At 53.3% G+C, this 19,574-nt stretch carries 23 protein-coding genes and 1 other annotated feature; of the genes, 15 read left to right on the plus strand and 8 right to left on the minus strand.

Features of this window, described 5'->3' with window-relative positions; translation table 11 throughout:
* Positions 1-5: 5 nt before the first annotated feature.
* Positions 6-842 (plus strand): ion transporter, encoded by an 837-nt coding sequence (locus tag MKleb_RS10930; protein ID WP_029946974.1) that lies wholly within the window; start codon positions 6-8, stop codon positions 840-842.
* Positions 843-915: 73 nt separating this feature from the next.
* Here MKleb_RS10930 and MKleb_RS10935 read toward each other — a convergent pair whose 3' ends face one another.
* A complete protein-coding gene (locus MKleb_RS10935; protein WP_004103097.1) occupies positions 916-1,245 on the minus strand; it encodes an HI1450 family dsDNA-mimic protein in 330 nt (109 codons plus the stop codon).
* Positions 1,246-1,279: 34 nt separating this feature from the next.
* Entirely contained in the window at positions 1,280-2,740 is a 1,461-nt protein-coding gene (gene cls, locus MKleb_RS10940; RefSeq protein ID WP_009653730.1) for a cardiolipin synthase, read from the minus strand.
* A 143-nt stretch (positions 2,741-2,883) separates the two neighbouring features.
* On the opposite strand from cls, the gene MKleb_RS10945 reads away from it, so the two are divergent.
* Positions 2,884-3,057, plus strand: coding sequence for a YciY family protein (locus MKleb_RS10945; RefSeq protein WP_004851815.1), 174 nt, complete (start codon positions 2,884-2,886; stop codon positions 3,055-3,057).
* A 281-nt stretch (positions 3,058-3,338) separates the two neighbouring features.
* The gene (locus tag MKleb_RS10950) at positions 3,339-4,439 is read left to right on the plus strand and encodes an NADH:flavin oxidoreductase/NADH oxidase (RefSeq protein ID WP_025108230.1); all 1,101 of its coding nucleotides are present in this window, start codon (positions 3,339-3,341) and stop codon (positions 4,437-4,439) included.
* A gap of 211 nt (positions 4,440-4,650) precedes the next feature.
* Here the strand turns inward: MKleb_RS10950 and MKleb_RS10955 are convergent, their stop codons facing one another.
* Entirely contained in the window at positions 4,651-4,947 is a 297-nt protein-coding gene (locus MKleb_RS10955; protein WP_004103089.1) for a YciI family protein, read from the minus strand.
* 211 nt (positions 4,948-5,158) lie between these two features.
* On the opposite strand from MKleb_RS10955, the gene tonB reads away from it, so the two are divergent.
* On the plus strand, positions 5,159-5,896 hold the full coding sequence (gene tonB, locus MKleb_RS10960) for a TonB system transport protein TonB (protein WP_025108229.1): 738 nt from the start codon (positions 5,159-5,161) through the stop codon (positions 5,894-5,896).
* A gap of 19 nt (positions 5,897-5,915) precedes the next feature.
* On the opposite strand, the gene MKleb_RS10965 is transcribed toward tonB, so the two are convergent.
* From MKleb_RS10965 to pfkB, 3 genes are all read right to left on the minus strand, one after another.
* A complete protein-coding gene (locus tag MKleb_RS10965; protein WP_217076657.1) occupies positions 5,916-6,788 on the minus strand; it encodes a fructosamine kinase family protein in 873 nt (290 codons plus the stop codon).
* A gap of 106 nt (positions 6,789-6,894) precedes the next feature.
* On the minus strand, positions 6,895-7,179 hold the full coding sequence (gene ghoS, locus MKleb_RS10970) for a type V toxin-antitoxin system endoribonuclease antitoxin GhoS (RefSeq protein ID WP_009653733.1): 285 nt from the start codon (positions 7,177-7,179) through the stop codon (positions 6,895-6,897).
* A 94-nt stretch (positions 7,180-7,273) separates the two neighbouring features.
* Positions 7,274-8,203: a 6-phosphofructokinase II gene (pfkB, locus tag MKleb_RS10975; RefSeq protein WP_025108227.1), complete on the minus strand. Its 930-nt coding sequence runs from the start codon at positions 8,201-8,203 to the stop codon at positions 7,274-7,276.
* Between the two features lie 289 nt (positions 8,204-8,492).
* On the opposite strand from pfkB, the gene MKleb_RS10980 reads away from it, so the two are divergent.
* Together MKleb_RS10980 and MKleb_RS10985 are read left to right on the plus strand one after the other, a co-directional pair.
* The gene (locus MKleb_RS10980) at positions 8,493-9,251 is read left to right on the plus strand and encodes a DUF481 domain-containing protein (protein WP_004851801.1); all 759 of its coding nucleotides are present in this window, start codon (positions 8,493-8,495) and stop codon (positions 9,249-9,251) included.
* A 270-nt stretch (positions 9,252-9,521) separates the two neighbouring features.
* On the plus strand, positions 9,522-9,755 hold the full coding sequence (locus MKleb_RS10985; protein WP_004851800.1) for a hypothetical protein: 234 nt from the start codon (positions 9,522-9,524) through the stop codon (positions 9,753-9,755).
* 20 nt (positions 9,756-9,775) lie between these two features.
* Here the strand turns inward: MKleb_RS10985 and MKleb_RS10990 are convergent, their stop codons facing one another.
* A complete protein-coding gene (locus MKleb_RS10990; protein WP_071881738.1) occupies positions 9,776-9,988 on the minus strand; it encodes a hypothetical protein in 213 nt (70 codons plus the stop codon).
* 216 nt (positions 9,989-10,204) lie between these two features.
* On the opposite strand from MKleb_RS10990, the gene thrS reads away from it, so the two are divergent.
* The 9 genes from thrS to btuC all read left to right on the plus strand — a co-directional run bounded on the left by thrS (position 10,205) and on the right by btuC (position 18,555).
* Entirely contained in the window at positions 10,205-12,133 is a 1,929-nt protein-coding gene (gene thrS, locus MKleb_RS10995) for a threonine--tRNA ligase (RefSeq protein ID WP_004102966.1), read from the plus strand.
* A 3-nt stretch (positions 12,134-12,136) separates the two neighbouring features.
* Positions 12,137-12,679: a translation initiation factor IF-3 gene (gene infC, locus MKleb_RS11000; protein WP_052746887.1), complete on the plus strand. Its 543-nt coding sequence runs from the start codon at positions 12,137-12,139 to the stop codon at positions 12,677-12,679.
* A gap of 96 nt (positions 12,680-12,775) precedes the next feature.
* Positions 12,776-12,973: a 50S ribosomal protein L35 gene (gene rpmI, locus MKleb_RS11005; RefSeq protein ID WP_001124225.1), complete on the plus strand. Its 198-nt coding sequence runs from the start codon at positions 12,776-12,778 to the stop codon at positions 12,971-12,973.
* A 50-nt stretch (positions 12,974-13,023) separates the two neighbouring features.
* Positions 13,024-13,380, plus strand: a complete 357-nt coding sequence (gene rplT, locus MKleb_RS11010; RefSeq protein WP_004102963.1) for a 50S ribosomal protein L20 — start codon at positions 13,024-13,026, stop codon at positions 13,378-13,380.
* A gap of 118 nt (positions 13,381-13,498) precedes the next feature.
* Positions 13,499-13,624, plus strand: a sequence feature (Phe leader region).
* Positions 13,504-13,548, plus strand: a complete 45-nt coding sequence (gene pheM, locus MKleb_RS11015; protein WP_001386830.1) for a pheST operon leader peptide PheM — start codon at positions 13,504-13,506, stop codon at positions 13,546-13,548. (Overlaps the previous feature by 45 nt.)
* Positions 13,625-13,777: 153 nt before the next feature.
* The gene (pheS, locus tag MKleb_RS11020; RefSeq protein ID WP_004851795.1) at positions 13,778-14,761 is read left to right on the plus strand and encodes a phenylalanine--tRNA ligase subunit alpha; all 984 of its coding nucleotides are present in this window, start codon (positions 13,778-13,780) and stop codon (positions 14,759-14,761) included.
* A 15-nt stretch (positions 14,762-14,776) separates the two neighbouring features.
* Entirely contained in the window at positions 14,777-17,164 is a 2,388-nt protein-coding gene (pheT, locus tag MKleb_RS11025; protein ID WP_025108226.1) for a phenylalanine--tRNA ligase subunit beta, read from the plus strand.
* A 4-nt stretch (positions 17,165-17,168) separates the two neighbouring features.
* On the plus strand, positions 17,169-17,468 hold the full coding sequence (gene ihfA / locus MKleb_RS11030) for an integration host factor subunit alpha (RefSeq protein ID WP_004851790.1): 300 nt from the start codon (positions 17,169-17,171) through the stop codon (positions 17,466-17,468).
* Between the two features lie 100 nt (positions 17,469-17,568).
* Complete coding sequence (gene btuC / locus MKleb_RS11035; protein WP_009653750.1) at positions 17,569-18,555, plus strand: vitamin B12 ABC transporter permease BtuC; 987 nt, start codon at positions 17,569-17,571, stop codon at positions 18,553-18,555.
* Positions 18,556-18,581: 26 nt separating this feature from the next.
* Here btuC and MKleb_RS11040 read toward each other — a convergent pair whose 3' ends face one another.
* Positions 18,582-19,382 (minus strand): MetQ/NlpA family ABC transporter substrate-binding protein, encoded by an 801-nt coding sequence (locus MKleb_RS11040; protein WP_014229729.1) that lies wholly within the window; start codon positions 19,380-19,382, stop codon positions 18,582-18,584.
* Positions 19,383-19,574: the final 192 nt, after the last annotated feature.

Here is a 19,574-nt window from a genome sequence, read left to right on the forward strand (position 1 = left end):
TTAACGTGGCTTTTCATATTCATGCCGCTCGTCTGCGGCTGTATCATTTACTCTTCGATCAAAACCGACGATCCGGTCGGCATTTCGAGGGACTTTGCGGCGTATTTGCCCTGCTTAGCGTGCTGGTGATATTTATCGAGTCCGGGCTCGGAACGCAATATCATCTGACCTTAGACGAATGGCATATTTTCGTCTGGCTCGAACTTGTCGTGACGGCGGTTTTTACCTTTGAGTATTTTCTGCGCATTATCAGCTGGCCGAATCCGCTAAAGTATATTTTCAGCTTCTGGGGCATTATTGACCTGGCTACCATTTTACCGCTTTACGTTATGTGGCTGTGGCCCGAGATCAGTATTGAGTACGTGTTTGCCTGGCGGGCCATGCGCGCTATCCGCGCGTTGCGTATCCTTAAGCTGCTGCGCTTTATGCCGTCGTTGAATATTTTCTGGGCCGCTATCGTCAGCGCTCGCCACCAGCTGATCCTGTTCTATTCTTTTATTGCCATCGTCATGGTGATCTTTGGCTCCCTGATGTATCTGGTTGAGGGGCCGCGATACGGTTTTACTACGCTAAACGCGTCGGTTTACTGGGCGATAGTGACGATAACCACGGTAGGGTATGGCGATATTACGCCGCATACGCCGCTGGGGCGAATTTTGGCCTCCATTCTTATCTTGATTGGCTACTCGATTATTGCGATCCCCACCGGCTTAATTACCAGCCATATGACCACCGCATTTCAGAATCGCCGGACTCAGCGCCAGTGTCCGCATTGTCAGCATAACGTTCATGAAAAAGACGCTCGCTACTGCAACGCTTGCGGCAGCGAACTGCCTGAATAACTAAAAAAGCCTGCCCTGGTTAACTCAGGCAGGCTTCTTCTTTTATATATAAGCTATTTGCTTAAGAAAGAGCTTATTCGCGCCACAGGATATGACAGAGCTTGTGGTCTTTTTCACGGCACAGCAGCACGCGCGCAAAAATATCGTTAATTTCGCCGCCATCTTCATCGGCCAGACCAATGACCACTTCAGCAAAGAAGTCAGGGTTGAGGTCAAAATCGACGTGCTCTTCCCAGTCAGGCGCCGGATCGAAGAGCTCGGCGCCGCCGCGTTCTTCAAACTGCAGGTTGAACAGAATGACATCCGCCGGATCGAGGTTGTCGACGGCCAGTTCGAGGAAAATGTCGTAAGCCTGTTCAAGCGTTTCGTCTTCGGTCAGGCGATTGTTTAAATCCATATCCATGATTGCTACCCATTAAACATCTGATTGGCACGTTTTACAGCAACGGACTGAAGAAGTAAAACAGTCGCTCGGCGATCCGCTGCCACAGCGGACGTTTTAACCACAGCCTGGCGTCCAGCAGGCGCGAGCGGGAGATGTAATCGTCCTGCACCGCGGCCAGATCGCTGCCAAATCCGGCATCGTCAATCACCAGCGTAATCTCGAAGTTGAGCCACAGGCTGCGCATATCGAGGTTAACGGTGCCCACAAGGCTAAGTTCGCCGTCAACCAGCACGCTCTTAGTATGCAGCAGACCGCCTTCAAACTGGTAAATCTTTACCCCGGCAGCCAGCAGCTCGGTAAAGAAGGCGCGACTGGCCCAGCCCACCAGCAGCGAATCGTTTTTGCGCGGCAGGATGATGCTGACATCGACGCCGCGCTGGGCGGCGGTACAGATGGCATGCAAAAGGTCGTCGCTGGGCACAAAGTAGGGGGTCGTCATGATCAAATGCTCTTTGGCCGCGTAGGCGGCAGTTAGCAGAGCCTGATGGATCAAATCTTCCGGAAAACCCGGACCCGAGGCGATAGTGTGAATTGTGTGCCCGCTGGCCTCTTCGAACGGCATAATATTCGCGTCCGGCGGCGGCGGTAAAATACGTTTGCCGGTTTCAATCTCCCAGTCGCAGGAGTAGACAATGCCCATCGCTGTCGCTACCGGACCTTCCATTCGCGCCATCAGATCGATCCACTGGCCAACGCCGGAGTCCTGCTTAAAGAAACGCGGGTCGACCAGGTTCATACTGCCGGTATAGGCAATATAGTTATCGATCATGACCATTTTACGATGCTGACGCAGGTCCATACGGCGCAAAAAGACGCGCATCAGGTTGACCTTCAGGGCTTCGACGACTTCAATGCCGGCATTACGCATCATGGCGGCCCAGGGGCTACGGAAAAACGCCACGCTCCCGGCGGAGTCGAGCATCAGCCGGCAGTGTACGCCGCGCCTTGCCGCCGCCATCAATGACTCGGCGACCTGATCGGCCATGCCGCCGGGCTGCCAGATATAGAACACCATCTCAATATTGTGACGAGCGAGCTGGATATCGCGGATGAGCGCCTGCATGACGTCATCGGATTCGGTGAGCAGCTGGAGCTGATTGCCTTTGACGCCGCCAATGCCCTGCCGACGTTCGCAGAGCTTGAACAAGGATTCCGCGACCGGACTATTCTCCTCGGCAAAGATATGCTTACAGGCTTTAAGGTCCTTTAACCACTTGGCCGTTGAGGGCCACATGGCCCGCGCGCGTTCGGCGCGGCGTTTACCCAGATGCAGTTCGCCAAACGAGAGATAGGCGATAATGCCCACCAGGGGAAGAATATAAATGACAAGCAGCCATGCCATCGCTGACGGGACCGCGCGCCTTTTCATTAATATCCGTAATGTTACACCGGCGATAAGTAGCCAGTAACCGAGTATAACCAGCCAGTTCACCACCGTGTAAAAGGTTGTCATAGATGAAAAATCCTTTTGAATGACTTGATGACATGAGTTTACGCATCATCATCCATCTGGCAAATAAAAACGCAGCGAAAGCGTTGGTTAGCCAGATTCATCGGTCTATAATGCAGGCTGTTTTTACTTGTAGAGTAGTTGCAATGAAGCGTAGTAGAACGGAAGTAGGGCGCTGGCGCATGCTTCGGCAGGTGAGTCGCCGTAAAGCACGCTGGCTGGAAGGCCAGTCGCGTCGTAATATGCGCATCCTCTCCATCAGAAAGGAGCTGGTTAAACGGCAACGTCACTCTCTGCTGTTCACCTTCTCTGAATGTTGAGAGTCGAAACAAAAGGCACCGCTCGCGGTGCCTCTTTTTCTCAGCGTTTCGTTCTTAGCATACATTCTTATACTGTCATCTCTCTTTCTTCTGCCGGCGAAACACGGTTTCTCACATGCTCTTGCGTTATTGTTTGCATCAGCAGCGGCGGGCAGGAAGTTGCATCGCGCCATACCTCATAAGACTGGCCCAACGCGTATAAACGCAAAAAACGGGAAGTGCCATGCATCAGCACATGCTACTTATAATGTCCTTAAGGCTTCTATTATTGAGAGGTATCTATGAGTCAACTTTTTAGTCCGGTGCGAATCGGTAAGCTGGAACTTGAGAACCGTATTGTCATTGCGCCAATGTGCCAGTACTCCGCCGACAATGGCAAGGCGACGGCATGGCATCGTATTCATCTCGGACAGCTGGCCTTTTCCGGCGCGGGCTTACTGATTATCGAAGCCAGCGCTGTAGAGCCCGCCGGACGCATTACCCCGGCTGATCTGGGCTTATGGAATGACGAAACGGAAGCCGCATTACGCACCGTGCTGAACGATATCCGCCAGTACGCTTCAATCCCCATCGGTATCCAGCTGGGCCATGCCGGACGAAAAGCCTCTTCCGCAGCCCCCTGGCTGGGGGGACACCAGCTGGCGCATGATTCTGGCGGATGGGACACGGTTGCGCCATCAGCGCTGGCCTATGGTGAAGGTGAACGACCTCCGGTTGAACTTACTCAGGACCACATGAAACGCATCAAGCAGTCATTCGTAGACAGCGCCAGACGCGCTGAGCGGATGGGTATTGAATTGATTGAACTGCATGCCGCGCATGGTTACCTGTTGCACCAGTTCCTTTCACCGCTCAGTAACCAGCGTACCGACGAATACGGCGGCTCGCTGGAGAACCGTTTGCGTTTTCCGCTCGAGATATTCCGGGCCATCCGTGAGGCCGTCAGTCAGGACATCGCGGTGGGCGTCCGACTTTCAGCAACAGACTGGGTGGATGGCGGCTGGGATAACGCACAATCGATTATCTTCAGCCAGCAGCTTGAGGCGCTTGGCTGCGACTATATTCATGTTTCCAGCGGCGGGCTGTCGCCTCATCAGGCAATTCAGGTGGGGCCCGGCTATCAGCTGCCGTTCGCGCGTGAAATCCGCGAGAAGGTGAATATCCCGGTAATCGGTGTGGGTCTGGTGACGGAAGCGCAGCAGGCGGAAGAGGCGCTACAAAATGGCGACGCCGACCTCATCGCCATTGCCCGCGCCGTGCTCTACAATCCGCACTGGCCATGGCATGCCGCGGCAGCCCTGGGCGCTCAGGTGAGCGTTCCGCCGCAGTATCTTCGCTCAGAACCGCATGGTCTTAAGGGAACGCTGAAGTCCAACAGGTAATTAACCATAGAAAGTCGGCGGTGCTGATGCACTGCCGGCAAATGGCTATCATCAGGGCGCGACCTAAAGAGATCGGAATGCAGAACCGGGGAAGTGGAGAGACATAAGGATGGCGACCATTCCGTACTCGCGTACTTAGAAACGTCCTCTAATGAACGATCGCCATAGATTAAATTTTAATCGCGTTCTTATTGCTTAAGCATTTTATAGGCTAAAACACCTTTTTATACGGTTTCACCGAGACTTTCTGATAAACCCCTGCGGCGATATAGGGATCGTCATTGGCCCATGATTGCGCCGCTTCCAGCGATTCAAATTCCGCAATGACCGTTGAGCCGGTGAAGCCCGCCGCGCCGGGTTCATTACTGTCTACGGCAGGCATTGGGCCGGCGGTCAGTAAACGACCTTCATCATGTAATAATTGCAAACGCGCCAGATGGGCGGGACGTACCGATGTCCGTTTTTCCAGAGAGTCGGCGATATCTTCAGCGTAGATAACGTAAAGCACGGCATGGCTCCTTATCAATAAATTGGCGAATCACGTTAAGTGAAACCGTCGTTGACTGCAATGCAAAGATGATCACGATCCCCAGAATGCCACGTCCCGGGAGCTTTTTGTCAGAAAACAGGGCAAATTTTGATACAAGCCAACAACCCTAGTTGAATATGATTGCTATTTGCATTTAAAATCGGGGCATCATTTTTCAACAGAAACGACTATGAGCGCAATGACCTTTGATTTACCTCGCCGCTTTCCGTGGCCTACGCTACTGTCTGTGGTTATCCACGGCAGTGTTATCGCGGGGTTGCTCTATACTTCGGTACATCAGGTTATTGAACGGCCGGCACCCTCACAGCCCATTGAAATCACTATGGTGGCCCCGGCAGATCTGGAACCGCCTCAGGCGGCTCAGCCGGTCGTTGAGCCCGTTGTTGAACCGGAGCCAGAACCGGAACCGGAAGTGATGCCTGAACCGCCAAAAGAGGCGCCGGTTGTTATCCATAAACCAAAGCCAAAACCGAAGCCAAAGCCTAAACCGAAGCCGGAAAAAAAGGTCGAACAACCGAAGCGTGATGTAAAACCGGCGGAAACGCGCCCGGCCTCGCCGTTTGAAAATACAAATACGGCGCCGGCGCGCACCGCGCCGAGCACCTCAACCGCGACCGCTAAACCCACCGTGACGGCGCCTTCCGGGCCGCGGGCGCTAAGCCGCGGAGAGCCGGGCTATCCGGCTCGTGCCCAGGCGCTGCGTATTGAAGGAAACGTGCGGGTTAAGTTTGACGTCACGCCGGACGGGCGCGTGGACAACGTACAGATCCTCTCCGCCCAGCCTGCCAATATGTTTGAGCGTGAAGTGAAAAACGCTTTACGTAAATGGCGCTATGAACCGGGTAAACCGGGAACCGGCATTACCATGACCATTCAGTTCCGTCTGAAAGGCGTACAAATTAGCTAATCCTCAAAAACAAGGCCCCTTAAGGGGCCTTATCCATGAACACCTCATCAAGCGCTTTCTGCGCCGTCACCAGATGCTGTCCGCCAAACAGAATCGCCCGATTCAGCAGCGTATAGAGCTGGTAGATGGGCTGCCGCTCGAGAAAGCCGAACGGCAGCGGCGATACGGACTGATAGCCGTCATAGATTTGCGGCGGCTGTTCCGGATGCAGCGGGAGCATCGCCAAATCGCATTCGCGATCGCCCCAGTAGCAGGCAGGGTCGAAAATATAGGGCCCGTTTGGCCCGAGCGCGCAGTTACCGGACCATAAGTCACCGTGAAGCAGCGACGGCTGCGGCTGATGACTGCTTAGCCGTTGCTGAACAATATCAACAAGATGATCGATATCACCAAAATGCAGGCCTTTCTCGGCGGCGAGTTCCAGCTGCCAGCCGATGCGCTGTTCGGAAAAGAAAGTGGACCAGCGACGCTGCCAGGCGTTCGGCTGGGGAGTGGTGGAGAGGTCGTTGTCAAAATCCAGACCAAACTGCGGTTGGTCGCTCCACTGATGTAAATGGGCAATTTGCTGGCCTAACAGGAAAGCGTTGTGCGCATCCAGCGGGCGAGGAGGGAGGTATTCCATCACCAGAAAGCTGTAATCTCGATCGCTGCCCACGGCAAAAACCTGCGGTACGTTCACCGTTTTACTTCGCGACAGCAGCTCAAGCTGGTCAGCCTCGGCCGTGAAGATGGGTAACAGCTCGCGTTCGTCGAATTTTACGAAGTAATCTCGCCCGCCATAGCGTAAATGCCAGGCAGCGTGTATCTCTCCACCGGGTAGTTCGTTTCGCAGTTCGATTTCAGCTGCTTCGGTATGCAAATCGCGTAACAAATTGCTGATAGCTTGCCACATGCCGTCTCTCCCCATGTTTTCCAACATTTCATAAGGTTAGCGCATAACCCCGGCGTAAAATTCGAACTGACGCACAACTGGACGTTTTCCGTCGCGTCAATCGCACTTATTGAGCTTTTAACCACTCGCTGAATGTGACCACGGTGACGTCGACGGGTCTTCCCAGCGCGGTTTCGGCTAACCCTGCGCTTAAGGCGTTGACTTCCTCGGCATTCTGCATAGAAAGCAGGCCGAAGGTGTTGGTGCCGAGCTCGTGGACGTTCCCTTCATCATCGTTTAAGACGAGGGTAAATCCGGCGCGGGTGAGGTGATTACTGAGTTCGTTAATTTCCGTTAACGTCTCTTCGTGAAAACGAACCGTGACGACCCAGGCAATAATTTCGCTACTCATTTTTCACCCCGTTGTTATCCATGGCATTTTTAGCATAGACCATCATGCTGATTTGGCGACTCCCTCTGTCTTCCCAGAGGGAGCGAAAGCGTTATCAACCGCGCAGATAGGTGTAGATTTTTTGCGTATTATCCAGCGAGCAAAGGCGGGTGCCCTGATTGATGGTTGCCGCACTACCCGCCGCAACGCCAAAGCGAACCATATCTTCAAGCGAGGCGTTTTCCGCCAGCCTTAAGGTCATTGCGCCGACCATACTGTCACCGGCGCCGACGGTGCTCTGGCTTTTCATCGGCGGCGGTACTACCTGAACGCTACCCTGGGCATCAACGCCGAGCGCACCCTGGGCGCCGAGGGAGACGACGACACGCTGGACTTTGCCCGACCGAATGAGCTCCTGCGCCGCAAGACGCACATCATCCGGCTGGCTCAGATCCCGCTGTACCAGAGCGCTAAGCTCTTTCTGGTTCGGCTTAACCAGCTCGATATTGCCGACATCAAGCGCTGCGGCGAGCGCGTCACCGGAACTATCAACAATACAGCGCAATCCATGCTGCTGAGCGTTTTTGACCAGCTGCGTCAGATTATCGACGCTGATGCCGGGCGGGAGACTTCCGCTAATCACCAGCAGGGAACCCGGGGCGATGGCGAGGACTTTTTCCTCAAGGAGCTGGAGCTCCTCCTTAGTTAACGCTGCGCCCGGCATCACGAAACGATATTGCTCGCCGCTGGCGTTCACATGCACGTGAAGATTCTGCCGCGTCCAGTCATGGGTCTCTACCGTATCGACGGGAACATGTTCATCCGTCAGCAGCGCCGTCAGGTGTTCGCCTGTCGCCCCGCCGACGGGAAAGATGGCTGTGGCGCTGCCGCCAAGAAAAGTGATGGCTCGCGCAACGTTAATTCCGCCGCCGCCGGGTTCAAACACGGGAGCGCTACAGCGCAGTTTGCCTTCCGGGTAAATTTGCGGGGTCTGGGTTGCGCTATCGAGCGAGGGGGCTAACGTGAGCGTATAGATTTTGGTCATCCAGTTTCCTCCATAATACGAATTTAGCTGCTCTAGTTTTAAGCATGGCACTTAAAGGAGGGAAGGGGAAGCGACGCGCCACTTATACAACGCAACCTCTTTTTATCTTTATGAAATAAAAATTGTTTTGAGAAGCGTCTTATACAAAAAATGAAAGAGTAATTGATTGCTAAGTTAATCGTGCTTTTTTATAATTTACTCCCTTTCTTAGGACCGGCTATCCGCGATCCTCGCGAAAGCTCCCGGGACCCTCCAGGTCTCCTTATAGGTTGTACGGACTTAAAATTAAATGAAGCTTTTGAAGACAGTACCCGCAGCGGCGTTGCTCGCGGGAGGGCTTTTTGCGTCTGCGTGCGCAATGGCCGATGATTCCGTTTTTACTGTCATGGATGACCCATCTTCTGCTAAAAAACCTTTCGAAGGTACTGTTAACGCCGGTTATCTGGCGCAGTCCGGCAATACGAAAAGTTCCTCAATGACCGCCGACTCCACGTTGACCTGGTATGGCAATACCACCGCATGGTCGCTGTGGGGGAATGCCAGCAATACGTCGTCAAACGATCAGCGCTCTTCGGAAAGGTACGCGGTGGGGGGACGTAGTCGTTACAACCTGACTGACCAGAACTATATATTTGGCCAGGCCAGCTGGCTGACGGATCGTTACAATGGTTATCAGCAGCGGGATGTGTTTACCGCAGGTTATGGTCGACAGATTATGAACGGACCGGTACACAGCCTACGTTTTGAATTTGGTCCTGGCGTACGCTACGACGAGTATACCGACGGCGATACTGATACTCAGCCGTTGGGCTATGCTTCCGGCACTTACGCCTGGCAGATGACCGATAACGCCAAATTTACGCAAGGTGTTTCGGTATTCGGCGCTGAAGATACGACGCTGAACTCCGAAAGCGCGCTGAACGTTGCCATCAATGCTCACTTTGCCCTCAAGGTCGCCTATAACCTGACGTGGAACTCTGAGCCGCCGTCATCGGCGCCGGAACACACCGATCGCCGTACCACGCTATCGCTGGGTTATAAAATGTAATATTTCAGGCCAGATATTCTGGCCTGATTGTTTTAAATTTGGCAATAAGTGACATTATTATTTTTGGTCTCTCGTTTTGTTTTTTATAAAAAGAAATCGTCTTCATAATTTCCCCACAATTGCTATTTTGCTGACAAATATGCAGTTAATTTGACACGAAAAGATAAATATTGGGTCGGACAAAAATGTGATCTGGATCTATACTGTTGCACACAGGCGGCGATAACGACGCCGTTCTATTTATCTGAAACAAATAAGAGAATGACTATCATGAGAAATAGCAAAATCGCACTCGCGGCCGTGATGCTGTGCACGCTGTCTTTTGGCGCATTTGCCGCCGCTCCCGCACCGCAGCCGGGTAATAACGAGCATACCCAAGTTGGCATTGCCAAAGCTACCGATGTCGAAGCAGGCTCCAACATAGCGCCGGGCTCACAGTCTACCGGGCAGTCAATGAATGATGCTTTTGATGTTCATAAACTTGTCGCCGGCGAATGGTCCTGATATTTCATTGTACTTGAACATCATCCTTTAATTATTTCGTGAAGCAGCAAGCCGGGTAATGCCGTACCGGTTTTGCTTTCCGCACTTTGTGTTAAACATGCATAATTGATGTGAAAGCATAAATATTCTTTATGCGTCATATCGTCCTGCCGCGCTCTTTTGCCGCACGGTTCCGCAGCAATTACGCTGGGTTTGTTGCGCCGCGACCTTTTTTTTCCATCAGCAATAACCATTTAGTCTCATGTGACTTTTATCACGCACTAATGATGTGTAAACTAACCGTCGGTGTTATCAACAGGCGGCTGCAGGTGGGTACGCGTCGGTGAACGAGCGTGCACATATTTTCGCAGAGTGAAGCGGGAACTGGGCCTGAACGTGTTGATAATTATGATTATATTGTTTTGTATGTGCTCTTTCGTGTGGGGCACCACTGCAAATAAGGACATGAAATGCCTGTAATTACGCTTCCTGATGGCAGCCAACGCCATTTTGATCACGCTGTGAGCCCGATGGACGTCGCTCTGGATATTGGCCCCGGTCTGGCGAAAGCCACCATCGCCGGCCGCGTCAACGGCGAACTGGTTGACGCCTGCGACTTAATTGAAAACGACGCGACGCTCTCTATCATCACCGCGAAAGATGAAGATGGACTTGAGATTATTCGTCACTCCTGTGCGCACCTTTTGGGGCACGCGATTAAACAGCTGTGGCCAAATACCAAGATGGCGATCGGCCCGGTTGTTGACAACGGTTTCTACTATGATGTCGATCTGGACCATACCCTGACCCAGGAAGATATCGACGCGCTCGAAAAACGTATGCACGAGCTCGCCGAGAAAAACTACGACGTCATTAAGAAGAAAGTCAGCTGGCACGAAGCGCGTGAAACCTTCGTGAAGCGCGGCGAGAGCTATAAAGTCTCCATTCTTGATGAAAACATTGCACATGATGACAAACCCGGTTTGTATCATCATGAAGAGTATGTCGACATGTGCCGTGGGCCGCACGTGCCGAATATGCGTTTCTGTCATCATTTCAAACTGATGAAGACCGCTGGCGCCTACTGGCGCGGCGATAGCAACAATAAAATGCTGCAGCGCATCTACGGAACCGCATGGGCAGATAAAAAAGCCTTAAATGCCTATCTGCAGCGTCTGGAAGAAGCCGCTAAGCGCGATCACCGTAAAATCGGTAAGCAGCTCGACCTGTATCATATGCAGGAAGAGGCGCCGGGCATGGTGTTCTGGCATAACGACGGCTGGACTATCTTCCGCGAACTGGAAACTTTTGTGCGTTCTAAGCTGAAAGAGTACCAGTATCAGGAAGTTAAAGGCCCGTTTATGATGGACCGCGTGCTGTGGGAAAAAACCGGCCACTGGGACAACTATAAAGATGCGATGTTCACCACCTCTTCCGAGAACCGTGAATACTGCATCAAGCCGATGAACTGCCCGGGCCACGTGCAGATCTTCAACCAGGGGCTGAAATCCTACCGCGATCTGCCGCTGCGTATGGCTGAATTCGGTAGCTGCCATCGTAATGAGCCGTCAGGCGCGCTGCATGGCCTGATGCGCGTACGTGGCTTTACTCAGGACGACGCCCATATCTTCTGTACTGAAGATCAGGTTCGCGATGAAGTGAACGCCTGTATTCGCATGGTCTACGATATGTACAGCACCTTTGGCTTCGAGAAAATCGTCGTCAAGCTGTCGACTCGCCCGGAAAAACGCATCGGTAGCGATGAGACATGGGATCGTGCTGAAGCGGATCTGGCCGTGGCGCTGGAAGAGAACAACATCCCGTTTGAGTATCAACTGGGTGAAGGCGCGTTCTACGGTCCGAAAATTGAATTTACCCTGTATGACTGCCTCGATCGTGCATGGCAGTGCGGTACTGTACAGCTGGACTTCTCCCTGCCGCAGCGTTTAAGCGCCTCTTATGTGGGTGAAAATAACGAACGACAGGTACCGGTAATGATTCACCGCGCGATTCTTGGTTCGCTGGAGCGCTTTATTGGCATCCTGACCGAAGAGTTTGCGGGCTTCTTCCCGAGCTGGCTGGCGCCGGTGCAGGTTGTGGTCATGAATATTACTGATTCTCAGGCTGAATACGTTAACGAATTGACGCGTAAACTACAAAATGCGGGCATTCGCGTAAAAGCAGACTTGAGAAATGAGAAGATAGGCTTTAAAATCCGCGAGCACACTTTACGTCGTGTCCCTTACATGTTGGTCTGTGGCGACAAAGAGGTAGAAGCCGGCAAAGTTGCCGTGCGTACCCGTCGTGGCAAAGACTTGGGCAGCCTGGACGTAAATGAAGTTATCGAGAAGCTGCAACAAGAGATTCGCAGCCGCAGTCTAAAACAACTGGAGGAATAAGGTATTAAAGGCGGAAAACGAGTTCAAACGGCACGTCCGAATCGTATTAATGGCGAGATTCGCGCCCTGGAAGTTCGCTTAACTGGTCTGGAAGGCGAAGCTTTGGGTATTGTGAGTCTGAGAGAAGCGATCGAAAAAGCTGAAGAAGCTGGAGTAGATTTAGTTGAAATCAGCCCTAACGCCGAACCGCCAGTTTGTCGTATCATGGACTACGGCAAGTTCCTTTATGAAAAGAGCAAGTCTTCTAAGGAACAGAAGAAAAAGCAAAAAGTTATCCAGGTTAAGGAAATTAAGTTCCGTCCTGGCACCGACGATGGCGATTATCAGGTAAAACTCCGCAGCCTGATTCGCTTTCTGGAAGATGGCGATAAGGCCAAGATCACGCTGCGTTTTCGCGGCCGTGAGATGGCCCACCAACAGATCGGTATGGAAGTGCTTACCCGCGTCCGTGACGATCTGAGTGAACTGGCAGTAGTCGAATCCTTCCCAACGAAGATCGAAGGCCGCCAGATGATCATGGTGCTCGCTCCTAAGAAGAAACAGTAAGGCCTTCAAGTAGCAATGTCTGTGGAGCCTGCGGGTTCCGCAGCCGTTGTTCGCCTATGTTTCGTTTATTAACAATGCGAAGTGGAAGTTATTAAAATGCCAAAAATTAAGACCGTACGCGGTGCTGCTAAGCGCTTCAAAAAAACCGGTAAAGGTGGTTTTAAGCACAAGCACGCTAACCTGCGTCACATTCTGACCAAAAAAGCTACCAAGCGTAAACGTCACCTGCGTCCGAAAGCCATGGTTTCTAAAGGCGATCTGGGCCTGGTCATCGCGTGCCTGCCGTACGCATAAGTCGTTAACCCTTTTAACTTTTTAATTAGAATAGATACAGGAGAGCACATATGGCTCGCGTAAAACGTGGTGTAGTTGCCCGTGCACGTCACAAGAAAATTTTGAAACAAGCTAAAGGCTACTACGGTGCGCGTTCTCGCGTATACCGCGTTGCCTTCCAGGCTGTTATCAAAGCTGGTCAGTACGCTTATCGTGACCGTCGTCAGAAAAAGCGTCAGTTCCGTCAACTGTGGATTGCGCGTATCAACGCAGCAGCACGTCAGAACGGTATTTCTTACAGCAAATTCATCAACGGCCTGAAAAAAGCCTCTGTTGAAATCGACCGTAAGATCCTGGCTGACATCGCCGTATTCGACAAATTAGCGTTCACCGCGCTGGTCGAAAAAGCGAAAGCAGCTCTGGCATAAGCCAGTTGAAAGAGGGAGCTTGTCTCCCTCTTTTCGTTTCAAGACTATCAATACATTGACTTTTATCCGCGTAAGCTTTTCAATATCGATCTTACGTTTTTTACCAGACAAGGTAATGCAAGCATGAATGCTGCTATTTTCCGCTTCTTTTTTTACTTTAGCACCTGAACTCAGGAGGCTAGCGCGTGAAAGAAGAAACGGAAAACAGCGCCAAAAAGCCTCCCACTGTGGAGGCTTTTTTTGTATCTGAACTGGCTTGTTCTATTTCAAGCTCCAGACGTGTGGATTGACCGGGTCATTCGGGCAAATGGCGAATGACCCGCCGTCTGCGGCTCGAAATAGTGAAAGCAAAATAATAACCATAACCGGTGTCTGCACCGACATAATGAGGAAAACCATGTCACATCTCGCAGAGCTGGTTGCCAGTGCGAAGGCAGCCATTAACGAGGCATCAGATGTTGCTGCGCTGGACAACGTCCGCGTGGAATACCTGGGTAAAAAAGGGCTCCTGACCCTTCAGATGACGACCCTGCGTGAGCTGCCTGCTGAAGAGCGCCCGGCAGCCGGCGCGGTTATCAACGAAGCGAAAGAGCAGGTCCAGCAGGCGCTTAACGCGCGTAAGTCAGATCTTGAAAGCGCCGCTCTTAACGCGCGCCTGGCCTCGGAGACCATCGATGTCTCTCTGCCGGGGCGTCGTATTGAGAACGGTGGCCTGCATCCGGTGACCCGTACCATCGATCGTATTGAAAGTTTCTTCGGTGAGCTCGGCTTTACCGTCGCGACTGGCCCGGAAATCGAAGATGACTACCACAACTTCGATGCGCTGAATATTCCTGGCCACCATCCGGCACGCGCTGACCACGACACTTTCTGGTTTGATGCCACGCGCCTGCTGCGTACGCAAACCTCAGGCGTGCAGATCCGCACCATGGCTAACCAGCAGCCGCCGATCCGCATTATTGCGCCAGGGCGCGTCTATCGTAACGACTACGATCAGACCCACACCCCAATGTTCCATCAGATGGAAGGCCTGATCGTTGATACCAACATCAGCTTTACCAACCTGAAGGGAACGCTGCACGATTTCCTGCGTAACTTCTTTGAAGAAGATCTGCAGATTCGTTTTCGTCCGTCCTATTTCCCGTTCACCGAGCCGTCGGCCGAAGTCGACGTTATGGGGAAAAACGGGAAATGGCTGGAAGTGCTCGGCTGCGGGATGGTGCATCCAAACGTACTGCGCAACGTGGGTATCGATCCGGAAATCTATTCCGGCTTTGCCTTCGGCATGGGTATGGAGCGTCTGACCATGCTGCGCTACGGCGTGACCGATTTACGCGCGTTCTTCGAAAACGATCTGCGTTTCCTCAAACAGTTTAAATAAGGGCAGGACAGAACAATGAAATTCAGTGAACTGTGGTTACGCGAGTGGGTTAACCCAGCTATCGATAGCGAAGCGCTGTCGGACCAGATAACGATGGCCGGCCTTGAGGTTGACGGCGTTGAGCCGGTTGCGGGCAGCTTCAACGGCGTTGTCGTTGGGGAAGTGGTTGAGTGCGCTCAGCACCCTAATGCTGACAAACTGCGCGTCACAAAAATTAACGTCGGCGGCGAACGCCTGCTGGACATCGTCTGCGGCGCACCAAACTGCCGTCAGGGCCTGAAGGTTGCCGTTGCAACCATCGGTGCCGTACTGCCGGGCGATTTTAAAATTAAAGCGGCAAAGCTGCGCGGCGAGCCGTCGGAAGGCATGCTGTGCTCCTTCTCCGAGCTGGGGATCTCCGACGATCACAGCGGTATTATTGAACTGCCCGCCGACGCGCCGCTGGGTACCGATATCCGCGAATACCTGAAGCTCGACGATAACACTATCGAAATCAGCGTCACGCCGAACCGTGCCGACTGCCTGGGTATTATCGGCATTGCCCGCGATGTCGCCGTGCTCAACAAGGCGCCATTGAATGTCCCGGAAATGACCCCGGTGGCCGCGACCATCGACGACGTTCTGCCAATTCAGGTTGACGCGCCGGAAGCATGCCCGCGCTACCTGGGCCGTGTGGTAAAAGGCATTAATGTCAAAGCGCCGACGCCGTTATGGATGAAAGAGAAGCTGCGCCGCTGCGGCATTCGCTCCATCGATGCCGTGGTTGACGTGACCAACTACGTTCTGCTCGAGCTCGGCCAGCCGATGCACGCCTTCGATAAAGACCGCATTGAAGGCGGAATTATCGTGCGTATGGCGCATGAAGGCGAAACCCTGGTCCTGCTCGACGGCTCCGAGGCTAAGCTGGATATCGATACTCTGGTTATCGCTGACCACCAGAAAGCCCTCGCCATGGGCGGTATTTTCGGCGGCGAGCACTCCGGCGTAAACGATGAAACGCAAAACGTTCTGCTGGAATGCGCGTTCTTCAGCCCGCTATCTATTACCGGCCGCGCCCGCCGTCATGGTCTGCATACCGATGCTTCCCACCGCTACGAGCGCGGCGTGGACTCCGCGCTGCAGTATCAGGCAATGGAGCGTGCTACCCGCCTGCTGATGGATATTTGCGGCGGTGAAGCGGGCCCGATTATTGACGTGATCAATGAAGCGACTCTGCCGAAGCCTGCGACCATCCGTCTGCGCCGCAGCAAGCTGGATCGTCTTATTGGCCATCACATTGAAGATGCGCAGGTTAGCGACATTCTGCGTCGTCTGGGCTGTGAAGTTACCGAAGGCCAGGATGAGTGGCATGCCGTGGCGCCGAGCTGGCGTTTCGACATGGAGATCGAAGAAGACCTGGTCGAAGAGGTTGCCCGCGTTTATGGCTATAACAATATTCCTGACGAACCGGTGCAAGCGGGCCTAATCATGGGCAGCCACCGCGAAGCGGATCTGTCGCTTAAGCGCGTGAAAACGCTGCTCAACGACAAAGGCTATCAGGAAGTGATTACCTACAGCTTTGTTGACCCGAAAGTACAGCAGTGGATCCACGCCGGTGAAGAAGCGCTGATTCTGCCGAGCCCGATCTCCAGCGAAATGTCGGCGATGCGTCTGTCATTATGGACCGGTCTGCTCGGGACGGTGGTCTACAACCAGAATCGCCAGCAGAGTCGCGTCCGCATCTTTGAGAGCGGCTTACGCTTTGTTCCCGATACGCAGGCCCCGCTGGGTATTCGCCAGGACGTGATGCTGGCTGGCGTCATCTGCGGTAACCGCTATGAAGAACACTGGAACCTGGCAAAAGAAACCGTCGATTTCTATGATTTAAAAGGCGATCTGGAGTCCGTTCTCGACCTCACGGGTAAACTGTCCGACATCGAATTCCGCATCGAAGCCAATAATGCGCTTCATCCGGGCCAGTCGGCGGCGATTTATCTGAAAGGTGAACGTATTGGTTTTATTGGGGTTGTTCATCCCGAGCTGGAACGTAAACTGGATCTGAACGGCCGCACGTTGGTGTTCGAGCTGGAGTGGAACAAGCTTGCAGACCGCGTGGTGCCTCAGGCGCGTGAAGTTTCTCGCTTCCCGGCGAACCGTCGCGACATCGCTGTCGTTGTGGCAGAAAACGTTCCCGCAGCCGATGTTTTAGCCGAGTGTAAGAAAGTTGGCGTAAATCAGGTAGTTGGCGTAAACTTATTTGACGTGTACCGCGGCAAGGGCGTAGCGGAAGGTTTCAAAAGCCTCGCTATCAGCCTTATCCTCCAGGATACCAGCCGTACACTCGAAGAAGAGGAGATTGCCGCTACCGTCGCCAAATGTGTAGAGGCATTGAAAGAGCGATTCCAGGCATCATTGAGGGATTGAACCTATGGCGCTTACAAAAGCTGAAATGTCAGAATATCTGTTTGATAAGCTTGGGCTTAGCAAGCGGGATGCCAAAGAGCTGGTAGAGTTGTTTTTCGAAGAAGTCCGTCGCGCTCTGGAAAACGGAGAGCAGGTAAAACTCTCCGGGTTCGGCAACTTCGATTTGCGAGATAAGAACCAACGCCCGGGCCGTAACCCGAAAACGGGAGAGGATATTCCTATTACAGCCCGGCGTGTGGTGACCTTCAGACCCGGACAGAAGTTAAAAAGCCGTGTCGAAAACGCTTCACCCAGAGAGAAATGATCTGGACTGACTAACCAAAAAGGCCGCTATGCGGCCTTTTTTCTTTTCCTGGCCGAATACCGTAAAATCAATCACATCCTTTTTTTCGACTCAGAAATCTATGCTGACCTTTGCTCAAACTCAACGGCGCCGCAACCGGCGCTGGCTTGCGGTATTAACGTTGCTGCTGCTGGTCACGTCGACCATCAGCCTGTGCGCGGGCGACCAGTGGATTGGCCCCGGTGAATGGTTTAGCGCCAAAGGCGAGCTGTTTATCTGGCAGATTCGTTTGCCGCGCACCCTGGCCGTCCTGCTGGTGGGCGCGGCGCTGGCCCTGTCCGGCGCGATTATGCAGGCGCTGTTTGAAAACCCGCTGGCGGAGCCCGGGCTGCTGGGGGTATCAAACGGCGCTGGGGTTGGTCTGATAGCCGCCGTCTTGCTGGGAAAAGGGCTGCTTCCGGGCTGGGCGCTGGGGCTGTGCGCCATCGCTGGCGCACTGGTCATTACCTTTATTTTACTGCGTTTTGCCAGGCGGCATCTCTCGACCAGCCGCCTGCTGCTGGCGGGCGTGGCGCTCGGTATCATATGCAGCGCGCTGATGACCTGGGCGGTCTACTTCTCAACCTCTTTCGATCTCCGCCAACTGATGTACTGGATGATGGGCGGCTTTGGCGGCGTGGACTGGCAGCAGCTGTGGCTGATGCTGGCCCTGCTGCCGGTGCTGGCCTGGGTGTGCCTGCAATCGCAGCCTCTTAATCTGTTAGCGCTGGGGGAGGTTTCCGCACGCCAGCTGGGGCTGCCGCTTTGGCTATGGCGTAAAGTGCTGGTGGTGGCCACCGGCTGGCTGGTGGGCGTCAGCGTGGCGCTGGCCGGCGCGATCGGCTTTATTGGTCTGGTTATCCCGCATATTCTGCGCTTGTGTGGTTTAAGCGATCACCGCGCGCTGCTTCCGGCCTGTTTGTTAGCGGGGGCCAGCGCGCTGCTGGGCGCGGATATTATCGCGCGTCTGGCGCTTTCGGCGGCGGAATTGCCGATTGGCGTGGTCACCGCCACCCTGGGCGCGCCGGTGTTTATCTGGTTATTGCTGAAATCAGGCCGCCCGCAGTGAGGGGCGGCCGTAAGCGGTTGATAGTATTACCAGCCCTTAATCGCATCGCCTTTGTAGACTTCCGCTGCCTTGTCGGCAACCTGCTGAGTCTGGAAGGCCTCTTTCAGCTCCTGGACTTTTTTGCTGTCTTTATTATCTTCGCGCGCAACAATGGCGTTGACGTACGGCGAGTCCGGGCCTTCCATAAATAGCCCATCGCGGGCAGCCGAGAGACCGGCCTGAGCGGAGAAGTTGGTGTTGATGATCGACAGGGCGACGTTCGGGTCATCAAGCGTGCGGGTCAGCTGCGGCGTGTCGACTTCCACGATTTTCAGCTGCTTAGGATTATCGATAATGTCCAGCGTCGTCGGCAGGTAGCCTGTACCCTCTTTCAGCTTGATTAAACCTTGCGCCTGCAGCAGCAGCAGGCTGCGGCCCAGGGTTGTGGTTTCGTTAGAGATGGAAATCGTCGCGCCGTCAGGCAGTTCGCTGATATTTTTGATTTTCTTCGAGTAGGCGGCGATGGGGAAGACGAAGGTTTTACCAACAATGGCAAACTTATAGCCGCGCTCTTTTGATTGTGCCTCAAGGTAAGGCAGCGTCTGGAAGGCGTTAGCATCGACGTCTTTATTGTTCAGGGCTTCGTTCGGCAGAACGTAATCATTAAATGAGATTACCTCGACGTCGAGGTTGTATTTCTCTTTGGCCACCTGTTCTACGACTTTCCAGATAGCCTCATCCGGCCCGGTATTAATGGCGACTTTAATCTTATTATCTTCATCCGGCGAGCAGGCCGAAAGCAGCGTAACGGAGGCCGCGATTAACACCGCGCTAAACATCTTCTTCATCAATAAAACTCTCTTAAATTAACAATTAACGAAATGCTATTACATCCATCCACCACTGTACACTGAATTGCGCGCTCCCGGTGTTGAGATGAATTCATGTTGTGCTGCCTGTTACATCAAGAGACACTCCCGGGGGATTCAAAGTAGAATGACCCAGTCTGAATCCGCTACAGTAGATAGGGATCACCTGAA

The sequence above is a fragment of the Klebsiella sp. PL-2018 genome, from assembly GCF_019048985.1.
Taxonomy (GTDB): Bacteria; Pseudomonadota; Gammaproteobacteria; order Enterobacterales; family Enterobacteriaceae; genus Klebsiella; species Klebsiella michiganensis.